The organism is Cobetia sp. (assembly GCF_983723665.1).
The window spans coordinates 33,798-55,087 of the sequence record NZ_CFDJES010000004.1; the positions used below are offsets into that span (position 1 = coordinate 33,798).

Here is a 21,290-nt window from a genome sequence, read left to right on the forward strand (position 1 = left end):
GAGCCTCGGACGAATCAGCAGCCGTCGTTGTCTGCGCGGCAGCTGCCGGCTGACTCACGTTCAGGCGCTCTGAGGCCAGGCGTTCTGCCTGCGCCTCCTGCTGCGCTGTCAGACCCGCCTCCGCATTCGTGGAGAATTGCGGCGCAGAAGCCTGCTCGACCAGTTCACGCAATTGCGCATCTCGCGCCAGCAACGCCTCATTCACCGCGCTTAACTGCGCCTGCTGCTCCTGCAGTGTCTGGCGCGCCGCCGCGAGTTGCTCAGCGAGCTGCTCACGCTCATGACGCTCCGCGGCCAGTGCACGCTCGGCTTCTGCCAAGGCACGCTGATGCGCATCGGCATCTGCCGTGGCTGCAGACGTTCCCTGCTGCTCCAGCTGGGCCAGCGCATCGCGCAGGCGGGCATTTTCCGACTCCAGGGCCGCACGGGCCTGGCGCTCTGTGTCACGCTGCTGTCGCTGTGTGTCGGCTTCATGTTCAAGCGCAGAATACAGCGCTTCGAGGCGATCCATCGTCAAGGCCTGAGCCTCCCTTGCACGCTATGGGCAGTTCCGTTTGGCACCAGTCTGTGTCAGTACCTGCTGACTGTAAAGGTCACGCCGGCCAGCCAGTGGCTCAGACGTCGCGGCGCTCGAAGCGCACGAAGTCATAGGCCGGCAGACCCTCACCACTCTCCCCCGGGACGCGCTGCGCTTCCTGCCAGCTCGCATCCAGCGCCGGGAAATGGGCATCGCCCTCGATCTCGACCGCAACCTCGGTGAGATAGAGGCGCGTCGCCACCGGCAGCGCCTGGGCGTAGATCTGACCGCCACCGATCACCATGATCTCATCCACGCCTTCGATCATCGCGTGGTGGTCCGCCATGCTCAGCGCGGCGGCCAGGTCACTGCAGACCCGCACGCCATCGTGACTGAACTCGCTGTCACGCGTGACCACGATGTTGAGGCGGTTGGGCAGCGGCCTGCCGATGGAGGCGAAGGTCTTGCGTCCCATGATCACCGGCTTGCCCTGGGTGACATGCTTGAAGAACTTCAGGTCTTCCGGCAGATACCACGGCAACTGGTTGTCGACGCCGATCACGCGGTTGACCGACATGGCGGCAATCATCGCGACGGGCACGACGGTGTCAGCCGCCGCCGTCAGCGGAGAGAATTCATTATCGCTCATACAGCCACCTGCGCCTTGATATGCGGATGGGATTCATAGCCTTCGATGGCAATGTCATCGAAGGTGAAGTCGAACAGATCCGTGACTTCCGGATTCAACACCAGCTTCGGCAGCGCCAGCGGCTCACGCGTCAACTGCTCACGCGCCTGCTCGAGATGATTGCTGTAAAGGTGGGCATCGCCGAGGGTATGGATGAACTCGCCCGGCTTGAGGCCACACACCTGCGCGACCATCTGGGTCAGCAGCGCATAGCTTGCGATGTTGAACGGCACGCCGAGGAAGATGTCCGCGCTGCGCTGATAGAGCTGGCAGGACAGGCGACCATCGGCGACGTAGAACTGGAACAGTGCATGACAAGGCGGCAGCGCCATCTCATCCACCAGCGCCGGGTTCCAGGCCGAGACCATCAGGCGGCGCGAATCCGGGTTGGTCTTGATCTGCTCGATCAGCTGGCTGATCTGGTCGACGGAACCGCCTTGCGGGTTCGGCCAGCTGCGCCACTGGTAACCGTATACCGGCCCGAGGTCGCCATTCTCATCGGCCCACTCGTCCCAGATACGCACGCCGTTTTCCTTCAGGTAGGCGATGTTGGTATCGCCCTTCAGGAACCACAGCAGCTCGTGGATGATCGAGCGCAGGTGCAGCTTCTTGGTCGTGACCAGCGGAAAGCCTTCGGCCAGATCAAAGCGCATCTGGTGGCCGAAGACACTCAGGGTGCCGGTGCCGGTGCGATCGCCCTTTTGTGTGCCGTTTTCCAGCACATGGCGCATCAGATCTAGATAGGGTTGCATGGTGGCGAGTCCGTACGGCGTGTCAGAGGCTGGCGCGGCGAGCGGAGCCGTGGATCGCCCTGCACCAGCCTCTTCATGAATTCGAATCGTTCACTTGACGATATTTGACGCTGCCAGATACGCAAGAACGCGGCCCGATGGCCGCGTTCTTGCGTATCTGGCAGGGGGCCAGTTTACACCGAATGCCCCCTGTATTCACGCCTGCATTGCCCCTCAGGAGGCGCGAGGCACCGGCGGCTGCGCCACTTCCTGACCGCGCGACCAGGCCATCAACAGCAGCCCGAACAGCACCATCGGCAGCGACAGCAGCTGGCCCATGGTCAGCCAGTCGAAGGCGATGAAGCCGAGCTGGGAGTCCGGCTGACGGAAGAATTCGGTGATGAACCGGAAGCAGCCGTAGCAGAGCAGGAACAGACCGGAGATCAAGCCCTTCTGACGCGGTTCACGCGAGACGAACCACAGGATGGCGAACAGCGCGACGCCTTCCAGTGCAAACTGATAGAGCTGCGAGGGATGACGCGGTTCCGGCCCGTAGAGCGGATAGACCATGCCCCAGGAGACATCGGTGATGCGCCCCGGCAGCTCCTGATTGATGAAGTTGCCCAGCCGCCCTGCGCCGAGACCGATCGGCACCATCGGCGCGATGAAATCGGTCAGCTGGAAGAAGGTCAGCTGATGGCGACGCGCGAACATCAGCATCGCGATCAACACGCCCAGCAAGCCGCCATGGAAGCTCATGCCGCCATCCCAGACCTTGAAGATCCACACCGGGTCCGCCAGCAGCTTGTCGAAGCCATAGAAGAGCGCATACCCCAGGCGGCCACCCAGCACCACACCCAGGGCGCCGAAGAAGATCAGGTCGCCTACCGCGTCCTGACTCAGGCCGACGCGTGCGCGACGTGCTCGTGCCAGCCCCCAGGCCGCCGCGAAACCGATCACGTACATCAACCCGTACCAATGAATCTTGAAGGGCCCCAGCGCCAGCGCCACGGGGTCGATCTCAGGATATTGCAACATGTGAAAACCTTGAATGAGGAAGTCGGGCTCTACCAACGCACTGGGCGATGCAGTCATCGCCTCTCAGGCGGGCAGAGCATAACAGTCAAAGCATGAACACGACCTGCCTGAGGCAGCGTATTCCCGCTCACGCCAGCAGAAACCGCAGTCCGACGACGACCAGGATCAGCGCGAACAGGCGCTTGAGCAGCAGGGCCGGCAAGGCATGCGCCAGCCGCGCCCCGAGGCGCGCAAACGGCACGGACGCCAGCACGATGCCCAGCCACGCCACCCAATGGACATAGCCGATGGCGTGCTCCGGCAGATTGGGGGCATGCCAGCCGACCACGATGTTGGTCAGTGCGGCGGTCAGCGCGATGGGGAAGCCTGCCGCGGCGGCGGTCCCCACCGCTTCGGTCATGCGCGCCTGCCAGCTGGAGAGCATCGGCACCATCACCGTGCCGCCACCGATGCCGAACAGCGAGGAAATCACGCCGACGGTACTGCCGCCCACGAACTGGCCGACCCGCCCGGGCGCCTGGGCCATCTGGCCCACCTTGAGATCCAGCCCGAGCTTGGCCGCCACCAGCAGCACGAAGACGCCGAACGCCAGCTTGAGCGTCTCGCCGCTCAGTTCACTGGCCAGCACCACGCCGAGCCCGGTGCCGACCACCAGCCCCGGCAACAGCCGCTTGAGCCAATCGAGGCGCACCGCACCGCGCTCATGATGTGCCCGTGCCGACGACAGCGAGGTCACCACGATGGTGGCCAGCGAGGTGCCGATCGCCAGGTGCATCAACACCTCCGGCGCGACGCCTTGCAGCACGAAGGCCGCGGCCAGCACCGGCACGATGACAAGCCCTCCGCCAATCCCGAACAACCCCGCAATCATGCCGGCGACTGCGCCCAACAAGGGATACCACCACCACATACCCGACTCCTTTCATGCTGCATTGCGGTGACTGTCCGCCGAGAATGGCCCGGGCGTCTCAGCGCCATGACCGTCAGCCGTCTGTTGATACTGGACCTTCGCCGCTGCCGGACGCGCGTGGCGTCAGCGTCACGTCAGGCAGCCACATGCTGACCTTGTCGATCAGCGCCTGAGGCCGGTAGGGCTTGCCCAGATAATCATCCAGCCCGGCGGCGAAGAAGCGCTCGCGATCGGCCTCACTGGCATTGGCGGTCAGCGCGATGATGACACTGCGCCGCTCACTGCCGGCGGCGGCTTCCTGCTCGCGCCAGCGCTGGCTGACACTGACGCCATCCATGCCGGGCATGAAGATATCCATGAACACCAGCGCGTAGAAATGCTGTCCACGAGCGGCCAGCGCCTCTTCGCCGCTGCTGGCGGTATCGACCAACAACCCCTGACGACCGAGCACCGTGCGCGCCAGCATCGCATTCACCGGCCCGTCATCGACCACCAGGATGCGGGTTTCGGTCGGCTTGCCCGGCCATGTCATCGGCAGCAGGATTTCCAGCGCCTGCTCGTCGTCCAGGTTGATCTGGCGATAGCTACCGCCCAGCTCGTCGATCAAGCGCCGCGCCATGACAAGGCTCGAGGGCGATTGATGACCGATATCGAGGCCGACATGTCCACGCAGCTCGAGCCGCAGACAGCAACAGCCAGCGCCCTCGTCGTCGGAACCCTCTGCAGAGAACGCTGCATCGCGACAGGCCGGCAGCTCACAGGCTTGCTGCAGCTCAAGCAGCAGAGATTGATGACTGGCGCTTTCGTGGCGCATGCAGCCTTCCGCCAGATGCTCGAACAGCTGCGCGAGGCGGCGCACATCACCGCGCAAGGCCTCCGGCATCGGCCCCAGCTGCCACTCGAAGGGGCAGCCGACATCATGATGGCGCTGCTGCATGTCCTCGAGCAGCGCCCCCAGCGTCTCGGTCGGCGAGAAGTCATTCTCTTCCAGCGGCGTCCGTACCACTTCCTCGCGCTCGGTCAGGGCATCCAGCAGTTGCGCCACGCTGTCGAGGCGGCCCTGCAGCAGGCTGAGCTCGGCATCCTCGATATGACGCTCACGCCTGAGCTGACCAAGCTTGCGCACCAGGCCTTGCAGCGGCGGCGTCAGCTCAGCGTGCAGCATGTCCAGATAATCACTCTTCAGACGCGCTTCTTCGCGGGCACGGTCACGCGCGACCAGTAACTGCTGGCTGGCCTGATCGTGCTCTGACTCATCGATCATCACGCCGAGCACCTGCGCCGGGTCATTGTTGAAGCGACACAGCTCGAGGCGCATGCGCCGCATGCGCCCCTCGGCGTCATGTACCCGGAGTTCACGACTGCTGGGCACGCTGGGGTTGGGCTCCAGCATCAGCAAGCTGCCCACCGACCGGCCCAGCGCCTCATGCAATACCAGTCCGAACAGCTTCTCGAAGGCCGGGTTGGCCATCGCCAACAGTCCATGGCGCATCACGAAGGCCGGCAGCGGCAAGGCATCCAGCTCATGGCCGCGACCACGACGCAGCAAGGCCACGGCCCCACGATGGCGACGCAGGATGTCATCCGCCGGATAGGCCTGCCGCCCCACCGGCGGGTACTCCTCCATCACCTCACCGTTCTCGATACGCTCGCTCTGGCGCGCCAACCACTCCAAGGGCTGCCCCAGGCGCTGGTCCATGCGCCTGAGCCGCCATTGCAAGATGAGCATGACGACGGCAAACACCAGCAGCAGCGCGCCACCACTGCCCAGCAACAGGGTCAGCAGCGGCACCTGACCGGGCACCTCGAGTCGCGTGCTGGACACCAGACGCCAACCAGTGACCGGCAAGCTGTCCCACACCACCACCTGATTCCCGTGCGGGTCGTCCAGCGTGGCACCGCGTAGGCTGGTATCCATCGCGCGGGCGATATCCGCGGGCAGCTCCCGGGAATGGCCGTCGCCGACATTGCTGCTGGCCGCCCAGACGTTCAGGTGGTCATCGACCAGCCAGAAGGCATCCGAGGGGGCATGCCCCGGCAGCAGCAGGCGCGCCTCCATCTGCGGCAGCGCGAGATCCAGCCCGACACGCGCCTTCTGGCCATTGCTGAGAGAGACCTCTGCCAGCGCCGTGATCTGCGGCAGACCGGCAGGCCCCGGATGCGGCGGTAGCCAGACCACGCGCGCCGCACCATTGTCGGTGTTCTCGGCAAGCTGACGCACGGTGCCCGGCAGCACGCCGGTATAGGGCATGAAATCGCTGCCCGGCGCGAAGGCATCCAGCACGTTGAACCAGGGATAGAGCATGACCATGCTGTTATCGAGACTCACGAACAGGCGTGAGATCAGGGGGTCCGACGAGTAGAGGTCCGACAGCAGCCACTGCATATGCATCAGTCGCCGCCCGGCGTCACGATCCTCATCGCTCAACGGCCCTGCGAATTCGCCGTAGAGTGCGGCCCCCCCACGCGATACCGGTCTGAACAGCTGGCCCTGCTCGGTGAGCGAGAACTGGTCCAGGCCATCGTCATAGGCGCTGCTCCCGTTGGCGCCGAAGTCGAGATGGCGCCGTGCATAGCGCGCCAGAATCTGCAGGCGACGCTGTTGGGTTTCCAGACGCTCGCTGACCAGCGCCGTGGCCAGCGCATGCTCCTGCCGGAGCTCCCCCAGCGCGCTATCGACGGCAGCATGCTGCGTGCTGTCCCTGACCACGGCGGCCCCGACCAGAAAGCTCAACGCCACCGCCAGCTCCGCCAGCAGCAGCGGGCCAGCCGTCAGCCGAATCATGCGCGCCCAGACCTTCTCCAGGCCACTGGCGGGATTCTGGGCATTCGAAGCCACCGCCGCAGCAGGCGGTGGCTCGACAGAGGAAGCACGGCGCGAGAACATGATCTGAAAGCATCCTGTAGGTGAGGCGTCGGCAAGCCCGACCGCTGACCAGCGCAAGCTGTCGAGACAAAGCAGCAGCATACGCAAGCCGCCGTCAGGCGTCATGCAGTGCCAGCGTGACAGAGGCGCTATTTTCTCCCGACCCCCTGATGGAGTGGCGACATGTGCCTGATGGCATTTGACTGGCAACCGGACTCGCCGCAGGGCGAATGCCTGTTACTGATCGGCAACCGGGATGAGTTTCACGCACGCGCCACCGCCGGGCTCTGCGTGTGGCCGGATGGTGTCCTGTGCGGCGGACGCGACCTGGTGGCCGGCGGCGGCTGGCTGGTCATGCACCCCGCCGGCAGCCTCGCCACGCTGACCAACGTGCGCCAGCTGGACCACCCTGCCCCGACGGCCAGCATCAGCCGTGGCCAGCTGGTCGCGGCCGCGGCGCGTCAGGCGCTGGGGCGATGCTCGCGCTGGCGCCTTGAAGACTGGTTGCGCGCACTGGTCGCGGGAGAGAGCGTGCCCGCGGCACTGGAGGGAGCGGACGCACAGAAGCTGTCTGCGCTGACGCTTGAGGCCGTGGACTGGTGCAACCTGCTGGTCTGCGATGGCAAGGCGTTGTGGCGCCTGCATCATGGCCCACAAGGGGCCGAGGTGAGCCGCCTCAGCGCGGGCATCCACAGCCTGAGCAATGGCCATCCCGAGACCGACTGGCCCAAGCAACGACGCCTGAGTGGCCGCCTGACAGCCCTCCTCGACCCGTCAGCCCGTGCCGGTCAGACAACCGCACGGCCATTGAGCGACGACGCGCTGCTCGACCTGCTCAAGGATGACTGGCGGCCCGCGCCGACTCAGCTACCGGCCACCGGACTCTCGCCCGAACGCGAAGCCCTGCTGTCCAGCCCGTTCATCGTCAGCGCCGAATATGGCACGCGGGCCTCGACCCTGGTGCGCTGGCAACGCCACCCGGCAAGGGATACGACTGATCCGTCCGGTGTGGTGCAGACCCTGACCCTGCTGGAGCGCCGCTTCAGCCCTGAGGGCCACATCATCGCCAGTCGCAGGGCCATGACCCGCTCACTCGCATCGGAGAGCGGCAAAAAAGGAGATATCGGCAGCTGGCGACTCAGCTAGCCGTCTCGCCGGCTTTCTGTGCCACAGGCGCGTTGTCGCGCGGCGGCAGCAGGTGGGCCAGATCCCAGGCCTGCAGGCGGTGGAGCAACAGGTCATGAACCTCATCGGCGGTGGGCTGACACAGCACCTCGCCCACCAGCCCCTGCGCCGCACTCAGTGACACCCGCCGAATGGCCGCACGCACGCGCGGCAGGCTCGGGGCATTCATCGACAGACTGTCAAAGCCCATGCCCAGCAGCAGCAAGGCCCCGGCGGGGTCGCCCGCCAGCTCACCGCAGACGCTCACCGGCATCTTGAGCGCACGCGACTCTTCCGCCAGACGCGCAAGGGCGCGCAACACCGCCGGATGGCAGGCATCGTAGAGACTCGCCACGCGCGGGTTGTTGCGGTCCACCGCCAGCAGATACTGGGTGAGATCATTGGAGCCCACCGAGAAGAAGTCGACCCGGGTGGCGAGCGCTTCCAGCTGGTAGAGCGCCGCCGGCACCTCGATCATCACGCCGACACTCGGTCGCGAGACGTTGATGCCCTCTTCGGCCAGCTCGACCAGCGCCCGATTGACCAGCGCCAGCGCCGCATCGACTTCCTCGATTCCCGAGATCATCGGCAGCATGATGCGCAGGTTGTCCAGCCCTTCCGCGGCACGCAGCATGGCCCGCAGCTGCACCATCAGCACCTCGGGGTGATCGAGCGTCACCCGGATGCCCCGCCAGCCCAGGAAGGGATTGGCCTCGTTGATCGGGAAATAGGGCAGGTCCTTGTCGCCGCCGATATCCAGCGTGCGCATGGTGACCGGCAGCGGCGCGAAGCCCAGCAGCTGCTCACGATAAAGACGCGCCTGCTCCTGCTCGCTGGGGAAGCGGTCACTCATCATGAACGGTACTTCGGTGCGGTAGAGCCCGACCCCGCCGACCCGCGACTTGAGCGACGCGACGGAATCCAGCGCCAGGCCGGTATTCACCATCAGCGGCAGAACATGACCATCCGGGGTCACGCTTGGCAGATCCTGCTCCTGTTCCAGCAGCGCACTCAACGCCTGCTCCTCCTCGATCAACCGTGAATAGTAGGCGCCGAGCTCAAGCTCGGGACGCACTACCAGTCGACCACGGTGACCATCGAGAATGACCGGTGCACCGCCCAGTCGCGACAACGGAAGATCCACCATGCCCAGCACGGTGGGAATCCCCATCGCACGCGCCAGGATGGCGACATGCGAGGTACTCGAGCCACTGACCGCGACCAGCCCCTTGAGGCGTTCACGCGGGACTTCCCCCAGCGTGGCGGGGCTGATCTCGTGACCGATGAGGATGGTGTTTTCCGGGTATTCGATCGGACCGCTATCACCCTCTTCCTGCAGGTGTGACAACACGCGGCGCCCAAGATCCCGTATGTCGGCGGCTCTTTCGCGCAGATAGTCGTCATCGACACGCTCGAGATACTGCACATGGCGGCGCACGATATCGGCCAGCGCCGCCGGCGCCCACTGTCCTTCACGGATGCGCTTCTCGACTTCCTGGCCCAGCGCCGCGTCACCCAGCATCTGCTGATAGACCTCGAACAGCGCATGTTCCTGGGTGGAGATACGACTGGCGAGGCGCTCCGCCGCGACGCGAATCTCTTCGCGCACGGCGTTGATCGCCTCCTTGAGGCGTGCGATCTCGAATTCGATATCGGTGGGGATCAGGTCGGGGACGGCGTCCAGGTCGGCAGGCGGAGACAGCACGAAGGCCTTGCCGATGGCGATACCAGGCGAGCCGGCCACGCCGGAGAAGGTCGCCTGGCCGCTGGTACCGGCCAGCTTGCCCAGCGCCCCGGTGGCCAGGGCGTGGGCCAGCACTCCCGCCAGCTGCGCGCCGAGGGTGACAAGGAAGGCTTCCTCACCTTCATCGAAACGGCGCTTCTCGTGCTGCTGGATGACCAGCACCCCGAGCACACGACGCTGATGGATGATGGGGACACCGAGGAAGCTGGAGAAACGCTCCTCTCCGGTCTCCTCGAAATAACGGAATTGGGGGTGTGCGGGCGCATCCTCGAGATTGAGCGGCTCTTCTCTGAGCGCCACCATCCCGACCAGGCCCTCGCCACGTGCCAGACTGACCTGCCCCACCGACGACGAGCGCAGACCGATGGTGTCCTTGAGCACGAAGCGATCGCTTTCCGGTGCCAGCAGATAGACGGAGCAGACGTCCGTCTTCATGGCCTTGCGTATGCGCAACACCATGGTCGCCAGTGCCGCGTCCAGAGAACGTGCGCCATTGACCTCCTGAACGATACGACGTAGCACCTCAAGCATGGAGTACCTCAAGCATGGTGTATCTCGCGCATCGAAGACGTCGAGAAGGTGATTGCTCAGCCAAGGCGGCGTGACCCACGCTCAGCCACCCGCGCCCATCAACGCCATCAGCCGGACGAATGTCGCCCGTGACCCTCGGAGCTGGCGCCATCGGCCCCGGGGTCAGCGGCACCTGTGCCATCGAGCCCCTTGGCCGCCGCGTTGGCAGTAGCGACCGGTGAGCCACTGGCGCCAGACGGCCCGCAGGCGCCCCGCGCCTCATGCAGCGATGGCCCCTCGGCGAGCGCCTTGAGCCGCTCGGTGTCCACCAGACGCTGCAGACGCGGCGCCAACTCACGCAGGGCGCGCCGATAGACCTCACGCTTGAAGGCCACGACCTGCCCCAGCGGATACCAGTAGCTTACCCAACGCCAGCCATCGAATTCAGGGTTGGGCGTGGTATCCACACTTACGCGGTTGTCCTGACAGCGAATCTGCAACAGGAACCACTTCTGCTTCTGACCGATGCAGATCGGTCGGGAGTGCGTTCTTACCATGCGTCTGGGTAACCGGTAGCGCAGCCATCCACGGGTGCAGGCCAGTATCTCGACGTCCTCAGCTTTCAGGCCGATCTCTTCTTCGAGTTCACGAAACAGCGCCTGTTGCGGTGTCTCGTTTGGCTTGATGCCCCCTTGCGGAAACTGCCACGCATTCTGTCCTACCCGGCGCGCCCAGAGCAGCTGGCCCTCACAGTTGGCAATGATGATGCCAACGTTGGGGCGAAAGCCGTCAGCGTCGATCACGGATGTCACCTTTGATTCGTTAATTGAAACCATTCTTCCACAAAGGCTGAAAGCGCTTCAATACGCGGTTTGGCGGTGTGAAAGCCCGAGCACCTCTGCAATAATCGCTGCCTTCACGCTATTGCAGTGCAACACGGCCGTGCGAGACTGCTCGTCGGCCACCGTACACCCGCGCAAACACTGGGCCGGCACCTTATCGTGCTCTGTTGTCCGTGTCTGTCGCCCAGCCGAGTGTGGCTGGGCAGAGCAAGGAGTTTTCCGTGAGTCTGGCCATCTTTGATCTCGACAATACCCTGATCGCCGGGGACAGTGATCACGCCTGGGGCGAATTTCTGGTCGAACAGGGCGCTGTCGACGCCAACGTCTACCGTGAAGCCAACGAGCGCTACTACCAGCTCTACCAGAGTGGCGAGCTGGACATTCACGAATACCTGGCCTTCTCACTCAAGCCGTTGTCCGAGAACAGTCCGGAGCAGCTGGCGGCCTGGCACCAGCAGTTCATGGCCGCCAAGATCGAGCCCATCATCCTGCCGCGGGCGGAAGAGCTGCTGGCACGCCACCGGGCACGCGGCGACACCCTGCTGATCATCACCGCCACCAATCGCTTCATCACCGCTCCCATCGCGGACCGCCTGGGCGTCGATGAGCTGATCGCCATCGAGCCCGAGATCGTCAACGGCCGCTACACCGGACGCGTCAGCGGCGTCCCCAGCTTCCAGGCCGGCAAGGTGACCCGCCTCGAGGCCTGGCTGGCCGAACGTGACCACACTCTGGATGGCAGCACCTTCTACAGCGACTCCATCAATGACCTGCCGCTGCTGGAGCGTGTCGATACTGCCATCGCAGTGGACCCGGATGAGCAACTGCGCGCCGCCGCTGACGCGCGCGATTGGCGCATCATTTCGCTGCGCGACTGATAAACGACTGATTTGCTTGGCTTTTATCGATCCATAAGGTCGATCAGCCTCAGCTATAAGGTTTTCATGTGGCTACAAGCATTCACCATAAAGTCGACCTTATTTGCTGAATCATTTCGCACAAGATGTGTCTATAATGTGTGTCCATCGAACCGTCGAGCCTGGTGCGGCAACTTTTGCCCCGTCACGGCAGGACGGCCTCCGGAATCCCGGTCGGGTCCGGGGGATGTCCCTCACCAACCTTGAGCGTGAGCAGCCATGTCCTCAACGACATACGATGTCCTGATTGTGGGTGGCGGCGTGTCCGGCACCGCCCTTCTCTATGAACTCGCCCGCTACACCGACCTCAAGTCGGTCGGCCTGGTGGAAAAGTACGACCACGTCGCGATCGTCAACTCGCACGGTCGCAACAACTCCCAGACCATTCACTGCGGCGACATCGAGACCAACTACACGGTCGAGAAGGCGCGTGTGACCAAGCGCACCGCGGGCATGGTGGTCAACTTCGCCACCAAGCTCAGCGAGAGTGAGCGCGATCACATCGTCTACAAGTATCCGAAGATGGTGCTGGCGGTCGGTGCCAAGGAATGCCAGTTCCTGCGCAAGCGTTTCGACACCTTCAAGCAGCTGTTCCCCAACCTGAAGCTGCTCGAGCGTGATGATATCGCCGAGCTGGAGCCGAAGGTGGTGGAAGGTCGTCGTCCTGACGAGGAAATCGTCGCGCTGGGTTCCACCGACGAATATACCGCCGTCAACTACACCACCCTGTCGGAAGCCTTCGTCAGCGAAGGCGAGAAGGCAGCGGCCGAGAAAGGCATGAACTTCGACGTTCGCCTCTCGACCGCCGTGGAAGACATCCGCAAGGAAGGTGACGTCTACAAGGTCAAGACCGACAAGGGCGAGCTCAGCGCACGCTATGTCGTGGTCAGCGCCGGCGGTCACTCCCTGCTGTTCGCCCACAAGATGGGTTACGGCCTGGACAAGTCCTGCCTGCCGATGGCCGGCTCCTTCTACTTCACCCCGAAGGTGCTCAACGGCAAGGTCTATACCATCCAGAACGAGAACCTGCCGTTCGCCGCCGTCCACGGCGACCCGGACGTGCTGGTGGAAGGCAAGACCCGCTTCGGCCCGACCGCCCTGATGCTGCCGCTGCTGGAGCGCTACAACGGCAAGACCTTCTGGGAGTTCCTCAAGGTGCTGCGCATGGACCGCAACGTCGTCAAGGCCCTGTGGGACCTGATGAAGGTGCGCGACATCCGCAACTACATCTTCAAGAACTTCATGTTCGAGGTGCCGGTGCTGCGTGAGCGTCTGTTCCACGGCGACATCAAGAAGATCGTGCCGAGCCTGGACGTCAAGGACGTCAGCTTCGCCAAGGGCTTCGGTGGCGTTCGTCCGCAGTTGATCGACAAGAGCAAGCAGAAGCTCGTGATGGGCGAAGCCAAGATCAATCCGGGTACCGGCATCGTCTTCAACATGACGCCGTCACCGGGTGGCACCAGCTGTCTGGGCAACGCCGAGAAGGACATGTATCTCGCCCAGGAATTCCTTGGCTTCAACATCGACAAGGAAACCTTCGAGCGTGATCTGCTGACCGGCGAGATCGAACTGACCGAGATCGAGCGTCCGGAGGCCTCCTCACTGATGTAAGCCTCTTTCGAGACACGCATCGGGATGAGCATCAAAAAGCCCCGCCAGCGAATGCTGGCGGGGCTTTTTGATGGGTGCCTGTCGATGGGTGCCTGGCGGGAGGCGGCCTCAGGACACCGACTGACCCGACGGGGCCGACTGGGCAATTGGCTCGTGTACCGCATGCAGACGCTGGATCAGCTGATCCTCCAGCGCGAAACGCTCGGTCAGCCCCTGCTGCAGGCGGGCCAGCCATTCCGGCAGTCGGGCGCGATAGTGCTGGCAGCGGGTAGGACTGGAGAAATCCTCATCGAAGGACAGCACCAGCTCGGTGGAGGGTTCCAGGCGCTGCATCAGCTGCTCGCAGACCGCCAGCGCCGCGGTGTCCTCGAAGACACGGCCTTCTTCCTTGAGCTGAGGATAGACCTCGAAATGCCCCGCCGAGATGTAGTCCATCAAAAGCTCGATGAAGCGATTGACGCGTGTCATCTCGAGCTGCTCGAGGTCATTCACGCAGGCCTCGTGCAGATCCATGAAGCAGACCAGCATCTCGCGTCGCTGGTCCAGCCAGCGATCAACCAACTGATGAACGCCACGAAAGCGTTCCGCCGCAGTGGTGCATTCCTCCAGCATGGGCGCCTCCTCTGGCATGACCCGAACGATAGGGGCTGACATCCGGTGCTCGCCCCGCTGCCAACCCACTATCCTCCATGCCGTGCACGCTGCCAACCCCCCACCATGGTGGCAGGGCATATTGCCTCAACGGCGGAAGCTGCTCCACAGCATCGCCAGCGGTACCAGCGCCAGCCCACAGAAGCCGATCAACGACCACTGCGGGATCGAGAGCCCCAGCCATTGCGCGCTGATCTGGGCGCACTCACCGGAGGCGTTGAGCACCTGGGTGATCACGTCCCATACCGGCAGCACTTCCAGCATGTAGTTGAGGCCCGGGCCACAGGCCGGCACCTGATCCGGCGGCAGTGACTGCAGCCAGATATGGCGACCCGCCAGCACGACCGCGCCAATGCTGCCGGCCAGTGCGCCCAGCGCGTAGATACGCGTGCCGATGCGTCCGGGGCCATGCAAGGCTCCCAGCAGGAAGAAGACGCCGGCCACGGCCACCGCCACGCGCTGGAAGATGCACAGCGAACACGGCGCCAGATCGAAGGCGAACTGCAGCACGAAGGCCACGCCCAGCAAAAAGGCGCACCCCAGCGCTCCCAACAGACACCATTGACGCCCGCTCCAGCTCGCCAGGCGGGCAAGCCCGCCCTTGCGCGCTACCGGCTGCTGCCCCGATTGTTTGTCCGCTTGTGTCATTTGCCGTCCTTGCCGGTGGAACTCCAGTGGAGTCATGGGTGAGAAATGACGCAGCCGCAAGGCCATCAAGGCCCTGCGACTGCATTGAGGCTTGCACCGCGTCGTGCCCCGCAGCCGCGCTCAGTCTGGCTGCACAGGCCACATACATCATCGGCGCCTCAAGCCTGAGGCGCCGATGATGAAGCGATAGCCGAATCCGTCACTATCAGCGACTGATGCCTATCATGCCGTGTCGCGATGACCTGAACATGAATTGGCGTTGCGTCACGAGATCACGCCGGTTGCGTGCCATGGGCGGACGCGAAGTACTCGGCCATGAAGGTGTCGAAATCCTGATGATCGCCCTTCTCGATGTCGCCCTGCTGCTGCAGCGAGGTCTCGACCAGCTGATCGAGCAGATAGCCGCGCGCACGCTCCGTCGGCTCTGACTTGAACTGCTCGGCCTGCCCCTTGGCCAGCGCCAGCACTTCGTCGACGAAGTTGCTGCCGTTGTCGAGCATGCTGGTCAGCAGACGGCCCGACGGGGTGGTCTGGGCATCGTCGAAGCGCGGCGCGAGCGCCGCCAGCGCATCACGGTGCGCGCTGCCCGTCTTGTCGCCACTGTCGAGCAGGCCCGCGACTTCCCCCAGCTCATCCATGATGTTGGCCGCCAGATCGCGCAGGCGACGCTCTTCACCATTGACGCTCAGGGTCAGTTCCGGGTCACGCCCGGCCTCGACCACGCGACGCTTGCTGTTGTCGAGCGTGGCGCATTCCTCGTCGTCGATCCACGGGCTCTCGGTCAGCAGACACCAGATCAGGAAGGTATCGAGGAAGCGGATCTGCGTCTCGTCGATCCCGACCGGCAGGAAGGGGTTGAGATCCAGACAACGCACTTCGATGTACTCGACGCCACGCCCTTCCAGTGCCTGGCTGGGCGTCTCGTTCTGCCGGGTGACACGCTTGGGACGGATGTCGGAGTAGTACTCGTTCTCGATCTGCAGGATGTTGCTGGAGAGCTGCGACCAACTGCCATCGTCCTGCTTGACGCCCAGCTTCTCGTAGTCCTTCCACGGCGTGACGATGGCGTGACGCAGCGTGCCGACGAAGTTGTCCAGCGAGTTGAAGCAGATCTTGAGCTGCGCCTGCACCTTGTTCTGATAGCCCAGGTCCGACATGCGCAGGCTGGTGGCGTAGGCCGAGACCAGGCTGCGGTCCGCCTGACGCTTGAGGCGATCATCATTGCCGCCATCGAGGAAGCTCTCATCGATGCCCGGCGAGGCGCCGAACAGATAGAGCAGGATCCAGCTGTGACGACGGAAGTTGCGGATCAGCTCGAAATAGCGACGCGAGCGGAAGTCGCGCGCATCTTCCGCCTCTGCCCCTTCCAGCCCCTGCAGCAGGCTCCAGAAGTCATCCGGCAGCGAGAAGTTGTAATGGATACCGGCAATCGACTGCATGATGCGCCCGTAACGGACGTCCAGCCCCTTGCGGTAGATATGCTTCATGGTGCCGCTGTTGGAGGTGCCGTAATCGGCGATCGGCACGCTGTCGTTGCCGTGCAGACGCGGCGGCATGCTGGCCGGCCAGATCAGCTCATCGCCCAGGTTGCGATAGCTGAAACGATGCAGGTCAGCCAGAAACTCCAGCGACTCCTTGGGACGAGTGAACACCGGGGTGATGTACTCGAGCAGAGACTCGGAATAGTCCGTGGTGATGTACGGGTGGGTCAGCTTCGACCCCAGAGAACGCGGATGCGGCGTCTGGCTGATGTCACCGCCAGCGGTAACCCGCAGGCCTTCCTTCTCGATACCACGGCGCAGGCGCCCGAAGAGACCCTGACGGGCCTGGGGCGTGAGTCGCGCAATGGCGGACGCGAGTTGCTCGGACAAGGTATGAACCCTTTCGCATGGGGAGAAGCCCAGCCTCTCCGGTCGAATTGGATGACCATGGCCCGCGTGCTGCACCGGATGCCATGCAAGACGCGAACGGCAGCTACCGTTCGCGTCAGGTCAGTATGCCCACATTATGGGCGCGTAAAAAATGCTTTCAAGGCTTATGATTTCGACTTGCGCGCATTGAGCAGTGCTGCTGCCATCGCATTGTTGGCCGGTGCCGCGCCGCCGCTCGCGCCAGAATTGCTGCCGCGACCACCGCGCTCCTGACGGCCACCGCCGCCTTGCGAGCGCCCACCGCGACCGCCCTCTGCGCCGCGTCGCGCCTCGCCTGCCGCGCCTTTCTCGGCGGGAGTATCGCTCATGCGCATGCTCAGCGCGATGCGCGCGCGCGGGATGTCGACTTCCATCACCTTGACGCTGACGATGTCGCCCGCCTTGACCACCTCGCGCGGGTCGGCAACATACTTTTGCGACAGGGCAGAGATGTGTACCAGGCCGTCCTGATGCACGCCGATGTCCACGAAGGCCCCGAAGTGAGTCACGTTGGTGACGACGCCCTCAAGCTTCATGCCCGGCTCGAGGTCCTTGAGGGTCTCGACGCCTTCCTTGAACTCGGCGAAGCGGAATTCGGGGCGCGGGTCACGTCCCGGCTTGTCCAGCTCGCGCAGGATGTCGGTCACCGTCGGCAGACCGAAGTGCTCATCGGTGAATTCCGTCGGCTTCACGGTGCGCAGGAAGGCGCTGTCACCCAGCAGACTCGGCAGATCACGCCCGTGCGCCTTGGCGATGCGCTCGACCAGCGGATAGGCCTCCGGGTGGACGGCACTGGCATCCAGCGGATTCTTGCCGGAGGCGATGCGCAAAAAGCCGGCACACTGCTCGAAGGTGCGCGGACCCAGCCGGCTGACCTTGAGTAATTCCTGGCGCGAGGCGAAACGGCCGTTGGCATCCCGGTGCGCGACGATATTCTCGGCAAGCGTGGTGTTGAGACCCGCGACGCGCGACAGCAGCGCGCTTGAGGCCATGTTGAGGTCGACGCCGACACCGTTGACGCAATCCTCGACGACGGCCTCCAGACTGCGCCCCAGCTGCACCTGACTGACATCGTGCTGGTACTGGCCGACGCCGATGGACTTGGGCTCGATCTTGACCAGCTCACCCAGCGGGTCCTGCAGGCGGCGGGCGATGGACACCGCGCCGCGGATGGTCACGTCCAGGTCCGGGAATTCGCGCGCCGCATATTCCGAGGCCGAGTAGATGGACGCGCCGGCCTCGTTGACCATCACCTTCTGCAGGCGACGGCCGGACAGGCGCGTCAGCACGTCGGCGGCCAGCTTGTCGGTCTCGCGCGAGGCGGTGCCGTTGCCGATGGCGATCAGCTCGACGTCATGCCGCTCGACCAGCTTGACCAGCTCGGCCACCGAGGCGTCCCAGCGATTGTGTGGCGCATGCGGATAGATGGTGGCCTGATCGACATACTTGCCGGTGGCATCCACCACCGCGACCTTGACGCCGGTACGCAGGCCCGGGTCCAGGCCCAGCGTGGCCTTGGGGCCCGCCGGCGCCGCCAGCAGCAAGTCCTTCAGGTTGTCGGCGAAGACCTGGATGGCCTCCTGCTCGGCGCGCTCGCGCAGGCGGCCGATCAGCTCGCTTTCCAGATGGGTATAGAGCTTGACGCGCCAGGTCCAGCGCACCACTTCCTTCAACCAGCGATCCGCGGCGCGCCCCTGATCCTCGATGGAGAAATGCGCCGCGATGGCGCCTTCCATCGGGTGACGCGGCAAGTCGTCTTCGCCTTCCAGCTTGAGCGCGAGGCTCAGCACGCCTTCATTGCGACCACGCAGCATGGCCAGCGCACGGTGCGAGGGCGCCTTGTGCAGCGGCTCGTCATGCTCGAAGTAATCGGAGAACTTGGCGCCCTCCTGCTCCTTGCCCTTCATGACGCGCGCACTGAGGATACCGTCGTCCCACAGACGTTGACGCAGGCGACCGACCAGCGCGGCGTCCTCCGCGAAGCGCTCCATCAGAATCTGCTTGGCGCCATCCAGCGCCGCCTTGGTATCGGCCACGTCCTTGTCGGCAGCGACGAAACCGGCCGCCTGAGCCTCCGGCTCCAGCGTCGGGTCCGCGAGCAGCGCATCGGCCAGAGGCTCAAGCCCCGCTTCACGCGCGATCTGGGCCTTGGTACGGCGCTTCTTGCGATACGGCAGATAGAGATCTTCCAGGCGCTGCTTGCTGTCGGCGGCCAGCACATCCCGCTCAAGCGCGGCGCTCAGCTTGTTCTGCTCGGCGATCGACTCGAGCACGACCTGACGCCGCTCCTCCAGCTCACGCAGATAGCGCAGGCGCTCTTCGAGCTGACGCATCTGGGTGTCATCGAGCCCGCCGGTGGCTTCCTTGCGGTAGCGCGAGATGAACGGCACGGTCGCGCCGCCATCCAGCAGCTCGACGGTGGCGGTGATCTGTTCTTCGCGCACCCCAAGCTCACCGGCCAGCGCCTGTTGAATGCGGCGAGTGGTGGCAGCGGGCGACAGCGTCGGTGCAGGACGGGAGGTGGTAGCGTCAGTTGCAGTAGCGTCCATGAAACGTCAGTCCCTTACAGCAGAATTCATGCGGCAATATACAGACGGCCCGGTCGTGGAATCGACCGGGCCGTCTGTATCACGATGTCGTCACGTTACCACAAAGCGGCAAGATTGCTTTAGCCGCTCACTGCGCCAGCCGGGATGCCTCCCAAGCGCCTCACGCGGGCACGAAGCGCAGCGCGACACCGTTGTTGCACCAGCGCAGGCCGGTGGGTTCGGGGCCATCCTCGAAGACATGCCCCTGATGCCCGCCGCAGCGCGCGCAGTGATATTCGGTGCGCGGCCAGATGAGTCCGTAGTCGGTCTTGGTCAGAAGGCGCCCTTCGATATGATCGAAGAAGCTGGGCCAGCCGGTGCCGGACTCGAACTTGGTGGCAGAAGAGAACAGCGCCAGATCACAACCGGCACAGCGATACTCCCCCTCGCGATGCTCCTTGTTGAGCTCGCTGGAGCCCGCCCGCTCGGTGCCCTCCTCGCGCAGCACGCGATACTGCTCCGGGCTCAGGCGGGCACGCCATTCGTCTTCCTCGAGGGTCAGCGGCGTGATGTCCGCGCCACGCTCGAGCTCAAGCTCCGGACGCGCGGCAGACAGTCTGGGCAGCGCCAGCATCGCTCCCGCCCCCAGCACCAGCCCCATGAATTGGCGACGTTGCATGACGTGTCTCCTTGTAGCAATGAACGGCAATACTGACTTCTACGCGCAGCGGCCTGCGCTGGATGCATCGCCTCATGAGAAAGCCCCCACGATGCTGCCATCGCGGGGGCTTGGGTCTCATCGGCTGACGCCAGCCATCGGGTCAGATGCGCAGACCACCATCACATTCGATCACTCGCCCGGTGAAGTAGTCATTGTCGAAGATGAAGGCCACGCTGCTGGCGATATCTTCCGGGCGCCCCAGGTCGCGCATCGGGATGCCACTCTTGATCTTGTCGAGCATCTCCGGCTTCATGCCGGCGGTCATCTCGGTGGCGATGAAGCCCGGCGCCACGGCACCGACACGAATCCTGTAGCGTGCCAGCTCCTTGGCCCAGGTCACGCTCAGTGCCGCGACACCGGACTTGGCGGCGGTGTAGTTGCTCTGCCCCATGTTGCCGGCGCGCGAGATGCTGGAGATATTGACGATCACGCCCGGCTGGCCGGCTTCGATCATCTGACTGGCCGCTTCACGCGTGCACAGGAAGACACCGGTCAGATTGACATCGATGACCTGCTGCCAGCTGGACAGCGACATGGTCTTCTCCACCACGCCATCGCGTGCCTTGATCAGCAGCCCATCGCGGGTGATGCCGGCATTGTTGACCAGACCGCTCACCGGTCCCAATGCGCTCTTGATGGCCGAGAAGGCCGCCGTGACGGAGTCCTCTTCCGCGACATTGGTCACGAAACCCTGCGCCTTGATGCCTGCAGCTTCCAGACTCGCGACGGCGTCATCCAGGCCGTCCTGTTCGATGTCCAGCAGCGCCAGTACCGCTCCCTTCTCGCCCAGATAGCGCGCCATGGCCAACCCCAGCCCACGAGCGCCGCCCGTAATCGCGATGACCTTGTCGTCAAGCTTCATGTCCCGTCTCCCAGGTTGTCTGCCGGCAGTGAGGAACGTCTGCCGGATGCGAGGCCCGAATGCCGTACGGGCGTCACGATCTATGTGTCGAGTGTCCCGCACCGCGCCCTTCAGTGTTGAGCGTCATCGTGACAGAGAATGCCTCGGGATGACGCCCGCTGCCAGCTCGCGGTGAATTCTCATGATGCAGTGCAACAGATCACGGCGTGTCCTGCCTCAACGCAGGCGAGATCCGCCAACGCAACGCACTGACGGCGTCAACGCACGCCATCGACAGCGGGCGCGAAAGCAGGGAATGCTGATGAGTGAGCCTCGGCCCGCCCCCTGCGGACGCCATGGGCTCTACCTGTCCAGCCCCTCTATTGTGCACTGCAACATGCAACATCGTTCAGCATGGCACCGCTACTCCTGCAGCGCCAGCCATCCACGCCG

16 protein-coding genes and 1 pseudogene are annotated in these 21,290 nt (G+C 64.3%); 3 read left to right on the forward strand and 14 right to left on the reverse strand.

The window, feature by feature from the left end:
* The 6 genes from AC4FAH_RS01055 to AC4FAH_RS01080 form a co-directional block, all read right to left on the reverse strand.
* Positions 1-517: hypothetical protein (locus AC4FAH_RS01055; RefSeq protein ID WP_490245562.1), on the reverse strand; the 517-nt coding region annotated here is incomplete at its 3' end.
* A gap of 97 nt (positions 518-614) precedes the next feature.
* The gene (locus tag AC4FAH_RS01060) at positions 615-1,166 is read right to left on the reverse strand and encodes a dihydrofolate reductase (RefSeq protein ID WP_054555577.1); all 552 of its coding nucleotides are present in this window, start codon (positions 1,164-1,166) and stop codon (positions 615-617) included.
* The gene (locus AC4FAH_RS01065) at positions 1,163-1,957 is read right to left on the reverse strand and encodes a thymidylate synthase (RefSeq protein ID WP_131432578.1); all 795 of its coding nucleotides are present in this window, start codon (positions 1,955-1,957) and stop codon (positions 1,163-1,165) included. The genes AC4FAH_RS01060 and AC4FAH_RS01065 overlap by 4 nt, the downstream gene beginning before the upstream one ends.
* Before the next feature lie 213 nt (positions 1,958-2,170).
* Complete coding sequence (lgt, locus tag AC4FAH_RS01070) at positions 2,171-2,974, reverse strand: prolipoprotein diacylglyceryl transferase (RefSeq protein WP_054555578.1); 804 nt, start codon at positions 2,972-2,974, stop codon at positions 2,171-2,173.
* 127 nt (positions 2,975-3,101) lie between these two features.
* Positions 3,102-3,884, reverse strand: coding sequence for a sulfite exporter TauE/SafE family protein (locus tag AC4FAH_RS01075; protein WP_107336182.1), 783 nt, complete (start codon positions 3,882-3,884; stop codon positions 3,102-3,104).
* Between the two features lie 73 nt (positions 3,885-3,957).
* Positions 3,958-6,771, reverse strand: a complete 2,814-nt coding sequence (locus tag AC4FAH_RS01080; protein WP_490245563.1) for a response regulator — start codon at positions 6,769-6,771, stop codon at positions 3,958-3,960.
* 162 nt (positions 6,772-6,933) lie between these two features.
* Here AC4FAH_RS01080 and AC4FAH_RS01085 point away from each other — a divergent pair, with 162 nt between their 5' ends.
* The gene (locus tag AC4FAH_RS01085) at positions 6,934-7,896 is read left to right on the forward strand and encodes an NRDE family protein (protein ID WP_153636391.1); all 963 of its coding nucleotides are present in this window, start codon (positions 6,934-6,936) and stop codon (positions 7,894-7,896) included.
* Here the strand turns inward: AC4FAH_RS01085 and ptsP are convergent.
* Together ptsP and AC4FAH_RS01095 are read right to left on the reverse strand one after the other, a co-directional pair.
* Entirely contained in the window at positions 7,889-10,189 is a 2,301-nt protein-coding gene (gene ptsP / locus AC4FAH_RS01090; protein WP_225347132.1) for a phosphoenolpyruvate--protein phosphotransferase, read from the reverse strand. The two genes, AC4FAH_RS01085 and ptsP, sit on opposite strands and share 8 nt — an antisense overlap.
* 308 nt (positions 10,190-10,497) lie before the next feature.
* A pseudogene (locus AC4FAH_RS01095) lies at positions 10,498-10,971 on the reverse strand (RNA pyrophosphohydrolase); the annotation flags it as partial.
* A gap of 260 nt (positions 10,972-11,231) precedes the next feature.
* Here AC4FAH_RS01095 and AC4FAH_RS01100 point away from each other — a divergent pair.
* Both AC4FAH_RS01100 and AC4FAH_RS01105 read left to right on the forward strand, forming a co-directional pair.
* Positions 11,232-11,888: a histidinol-phosphatase gene (locus AC4FAH_RS01100; protein WP_054555583.1), complete on the forward strand. Its 657-nt coding sequence runs from the start codon at positions 11,232-11,234 to the stop codon at positions 11,886-11,888.
* Between the two features lie 258 nt (positions 11,889-12,146).
* Positions 12,147-13,538, forward strand: a complete 1,392-nt coding sequence (locus AC4FAH_RS01105; RefSeq protein WP_043331433.1) for an FAD-dependent oxidoreductase — start codon at positions 12,147-12,149, stop codon at positions 13,536-13,538.
* Positions 13,539-13,646: 108 nt separating this feature from the next.
* Here the strand turns inward: AC4FAH_RS01105 and rsd are convergent, their stop codons facing one another.
* The 6 genes from rsd to AC4FAH_RS01135 form a co-directional block, all read right to left on the reverse strand.
* A complete protein-coding gene (rsd, locus tag AC4FAH_RS01110) occupies positions 13,647-14,150 on the reverse strand; it encodes a sigma D regulator (protein ID WP_213114509.1) in 504 nt (167 codons plus the stop codon).
* A 126-nt stretch (positions 14,151-14,276) separates the two neighbouring features.
* Positions 14,277-14,837, reverse strand: a complete 561-nt coding sequence (locus AC4FAH_RS01115) for a disulfide bond formation protein B (protein WP_082388316.1) — start codon at positions 14,835-14,837, stop codon at positions 14,277-14,279.
* A 272-nt stretch (positions 14,838-15,109) separates the two neighbouring features.
* Positions 15,110-16,708 (reverse strand): glutamate--cysteine ligase, encoded by a 1,599-nt coding sequence (gene gshA / locus AC4FAH_RS01120; RefSeq protein ID WP_225347134.1) that lies wholly within the window; start codon positions 16,706-16,708, stop codon positions 15,110-15,112.
* A 164-nt stretch (positions 16,709-16,872) separates the two neighbouring features.
* The gene (locus tag AC4FAH_RS01125; protein WP_225347135.1) at positions 16,873-19,296 is read right to left on the reverse strand and encodes a Tex family protein; all 2,424 of its coding nucleotides are present in this window, start codon (positions 19,294-19,296) and stop codon (positions 16,873-16,875) included.
* A 160-nt stretch (positions 19,297-19,456) separates the two neighbouring features.
* Positions 19,457-19,954, reverse strand: a complete 498-nt coding sequence (msrB, locus tag AC4FAH_RS01130; RefSeq protein WP_107336174.1) for a peptide-methionine (R)-S-oxide reductase MsrB — start codon at positions 19,952-19,954, stop codon at positions 19,457-19,459.
* A 142-nt stretch (positions 19,955-20,096) separates the two neighbouring features.
* A complete protein-coding gene (locus AC4FAH_RS01135) occupies positions 20,097-20,858 on the reverse strand; it encodes an SDR family oxidoreductase (RefSeq protein WP_153636394.1) in 762 nt (253 codons plus the stop codon).
* Between the last annotated feature and the right edge of the window lie 432 nt (positions 20,859-21,290).